This is a genomic window from Pseudoalteromonas sp. MIP2626, from assembly GCF_013414205.1.
GTDB classification, from domain to species: domain Bacteria; phylum Pseudomonadota; class Gammaproteobacteria; order Enterobacterales; family Alteromonadaceae; genus Pseudoalteromonas; species Pseudoalteromonas nigrifaciens.
This window is the reverse complement of record NZ_JAATTW010000092.1, coordinates 1-3,133: the sequence shown is the minus strand read 5'-3', so window position 1 is coordinate 3,133 and position 3,133 is coordinate 1. Positions and strand designations below refer to the sequence as shown.

The window sequence follows — 3,133 nt, the reverse complement described above, 5'->3', positions numbered from 1 at the left end:
AAGAAAATAAGCCACACCTTAATTTAACTGACGTAGAGCTCAACGCACTAGTTATCGCTTAAGCAGATCTCAGGTTATTTTAGTATTTTATGGAGATATTAAGAAGTGTTTATATGTGGTGGGTGATACTGGACTTGAACCAGTGACCCTCGCCATTCGTTATAAAGGGCGGCGATGCTCTTTTTCTTTCAATTGAGCTAACTGCCCAAAAGGACTTATATATTATTTTAGTATTTTATGGAGATATTAAGAAGTGTTTATATGTGGTGGGTGATACTGGACTTGAACCAGTGACCCTCGCCATTCGTTATAAAGGGCGGCGATGCTCTTTTTCTTTCAATTGAGCTAACTGCCCAAAAGGACTTATATATTATTTTAGTATTTTATGGAGATATTAAGAAGTGTTTATATGTGGTGGGTGATACTGGACTTGAACCAGTGACCCTCGCCATTCGTTATAAAGGGCGGCGATGCTCTTTTTCTTTCAATTGAGCTAACTGCCCAAAAGGACTTATATATTATTTTAGTATTTTATGGAGATATTAAGAAGTGTTTATATGTGGTGGGTGATACTGGACTTGAACCAGTGACCCTCGCCATTCGTTATAAAGGGCGGCGATGCTCTTTTTCTTTCAATTGAGCTAACTGCCCAAAAGGACTTATATATTATTTTAGTATTTTATGGAGATATTAAGAAGTGTTTATATGTGGTGGGTGATACTGGACTTGAACCAGTGACCCTCGCCTTGTAAGGGCGATGCTCTCCCAACTGAGCTAATCACCCACATATAAAATAGGTATAACGCTTAATTAAATGCTTTAAACATTTAAACTGTAATTTGGTGGGTGATACTGGACTTGAACCAGTGACCCTCGCCTTGTAAGGGCGATGCTCTCCCAACTGAGCTAATCACCCACATATAAAATAGGTATAACGCTTAATTAAATGCTTTAAACATTTAAACTGTAATTTGGTGGGTGATACTGGACTTGAACCAGTGACCCTCGCCTTGTAAGGGCGATGCTCTCCCAACTGAGCTAATCACCCAAATATACATTATTACGCTACTATCAAGATAGTTAACACTGGACTTTAACCAGTGAACACTGCCTTTACTTGTAAATAGCGGCGATGCTCTCTTTTTTCTAACTGAGCGAATCACCCATTTAGATTTTTGTAATATGCACCACTGTAAATAGTGGTGGGTCGTACTGGACTTGAACCAGTGACCCTCGCCTTGTAAGGGCGATGCTCTCCCAACTGAGCTAACGACCCATATTACATGCTACTACCTATATAGATAGTACTGGACTTTAACCAGTGAACTTCGCCATTACTTGTAAGTAGCGGTGATGCTCTCTTTTTGTAACTGAGCTAACGACCCATATTACAATTTTAAAACGAGACTATTATATAATCATAGGTTTTATATGTGGTGGGTGATACTGGACTTGAACCAGTGACCCTCGCCTTGTAAGGGCGATGCTCTCCCAACTGAGCTAATCACCCACATATAAATTAAAACGCTACTATTAAAATAAATAGTACTGGACTTTAACCAGTGAACACTGCCTTTACTTGTAAATAGCGGCGATGCTCTCTTTTTTCTAACTGAGCTAATCACCCATTTAGATTTTTGTAATATGCACCATTTTAAAAAGTGGTGGGTGATACTGGGCTTGAACCAGTGACCCTCGCCTTGTAAGGGCGATGCTCTCCCAACTGAGCTAATCACCCACATCTAAACAACAACACAATGCTGCGTTGTTGTGGGGCGCTATTATAGATAGAGTTGTAAATGTGTCAACACTTGAATGATAAAAATGTGCTGAGTGGGGGTTTTATAAACAACAAGTAATGTTTGGAGTTTGTTTTATCGACAAATCAATGTTTGTTGTTTAAATAAACGCCGTATTATCTGTTTAGGCTTAGATAGTTAATATCGAAAATCAAGAAAGTAATAAGCCAATCTATTTTAACTTAGTTGCTATGTGCTTTTATTGATCATAAAGCGCAGCTTAATAAAGTAATCATTTATCTTACAAATTTAGATGTTATTAAATCGCCTTTAAATTAAAGTAATTTTAATCTGCAAAAACCAACGCGATCTAATAGTGTGTAAAGTGGTTGTTATGCCAAGGCATAAAGTAAGAATACGCTATTGAACGATGAACTAAATATGCCAAGTTGAATTTGCATATAAATGTATACCTTTTCTATGTTCAATAAAAATTAAAACAAGTAGAGCAGGGGTTATCTAATCATCCAGCCATAATTTATAATACGCTCAAGGAGCTAATTTACTGTAAATTGTCCTTTTTAGCCTGCTTGGTAGCCAGTTTGTTGAAAAATAAACCATTTAAATAAAGCAGAACAAAAAACTGTTGACTTTATTTTGGGTGGTGCATAGAATGCGCCCCGCACTAAGCAATACACGACGTGTTTATCACAGCGTGTGTAAATAAGTTGGGGCTATAGCTCAGCTGGGAGAGCGCTTCGCTGGCAGTGAAGAGGTCTGCGGTTCGATCCCGCATAGCTCCACCAACTTATTAGTGTTTGTCCTAGGGTAGCAGTTTTCTGTGTCCCCATCGTCTAGAGGCCTAGGACACCGCCCTTTCACGGCGGTAACAGGGGTTCGAATCCCCTTGGGGACGCCACTTAGCTTTAATTAGTTAAAGGCGGTTTTACCGAGAAAATAGCGTCACAATTAAAGCTCGAGTCTTTACTTGTATTAAACGCAATTACCTTAAAACTCAGGATGTGAGTTAAACTAATCAACTGTCCTAGTGATACATTTATGTGTCCCCATCGTCTAGAGGCCTAGGACACCGCCCTTTCACGGCGGTAACAGGGGTTCGAATCCCCTTGGGGACGCCACTTACTATTTAATAGTCAGTGCAGTGTTATTAAGAAAGCTCGCCTGAAACGAGTCTAAAAATTCAGTTGTCCTAGTGACACAGAAAATGTTTCTGAGAAGATAATGCCATTCGCCTCACAGGCTCGGTCTCATCTTACACAGAAATAGCAAATCAATGATTTGCAAACCAATTTCTGCGTCCCCATCGTCTAGAGGCCTAGGACACCGCCCTTTCACGGCGGTAACAGGGGTTCGAATCCCCTTGGGGACGCCAC

Annotated in this window: 10 tRNA genes; 4 read left to right on the top strand and 6 right to left on the bottom strand. The window is 39.8% G+C overall.

The annotated features are described in order from the left end of the window. Positions 1 to 708: 708 nt before the first annotated feature. From HC000_RS18040 to HC000_RS18015, 6 genes are all read right to left on the bottom strand, one after another. Positions 709 to 784, bottom strand: a tRNA-Val gene (locus tag HC000_RS18040). A gap of 56 nt (positions 785 to 840) precedes the next feature. After that, positions 841 to 916, bottom strand: a tRNA-Val gene (locus HC000_RS18035). Between the two features lie 56 nt (positions 917 to 972). After that, positions 973 to 1,048 (bottom strand) — tRNA-Val (locus HC000_RS18030). A 152-nt stretch (positions 1,049 to 1,200) separates the two neighbouring features. Next, positions 1,201 to 1,276: transfer RNA gene (locus tag HC000_RS18025), tRNA-Val, on the bottom strand. A 158-nt stretch (positions 1,277 to 1,434) separates the two neighbouring features. Continuing rightward, positions 1,435 to 1,510, bottom strand: a tRNA-Val gene (locus tag HC000_RS18020). Between the two features lie 152 nt (positions 1,511 to 1,662). Next, positions 1,663 to 1,738 (bottom strand) — tRNA-Val (locus tag HC000_RS18015). 731 nt (positions 1,739 to 2,469) lie between these two features. Between HC000_RS18015 and HC000_RS18010 the strand changes: the two genes are divergently transcribed. From HC000_RS18010 to HC000_RS17995, 4 genes are all read left to right on the top strand, one after another. Beyond that, a tRNA-Ala gene (locus tag HC000_RS18010) sits at positions 2,470 to 2,545 on the top strand. A 37-nt stretch (positions 2,546 to 2,582) separates the two neighbouring features. Then, positions 2,583 to 2,658, top strand: a tRNA-Glu gene (locus HC000_RS18005). Between the two features lie 144 nt (positions 2,659 to 2,802). Continuing rightward, positions 2,803 to 2,878 (top strand) — tRNA-Glu (locus HC000_RS18000). Between the two features lie 178 nt (positions 2,879 to 3,056). Beyond that, positions 3,057 to 3,132: transfer RNA gene (locus HC000_RS17995), tRNA-Glu, on the top strand. Position 3,133 lies beyond the last annotated feature (1 nt).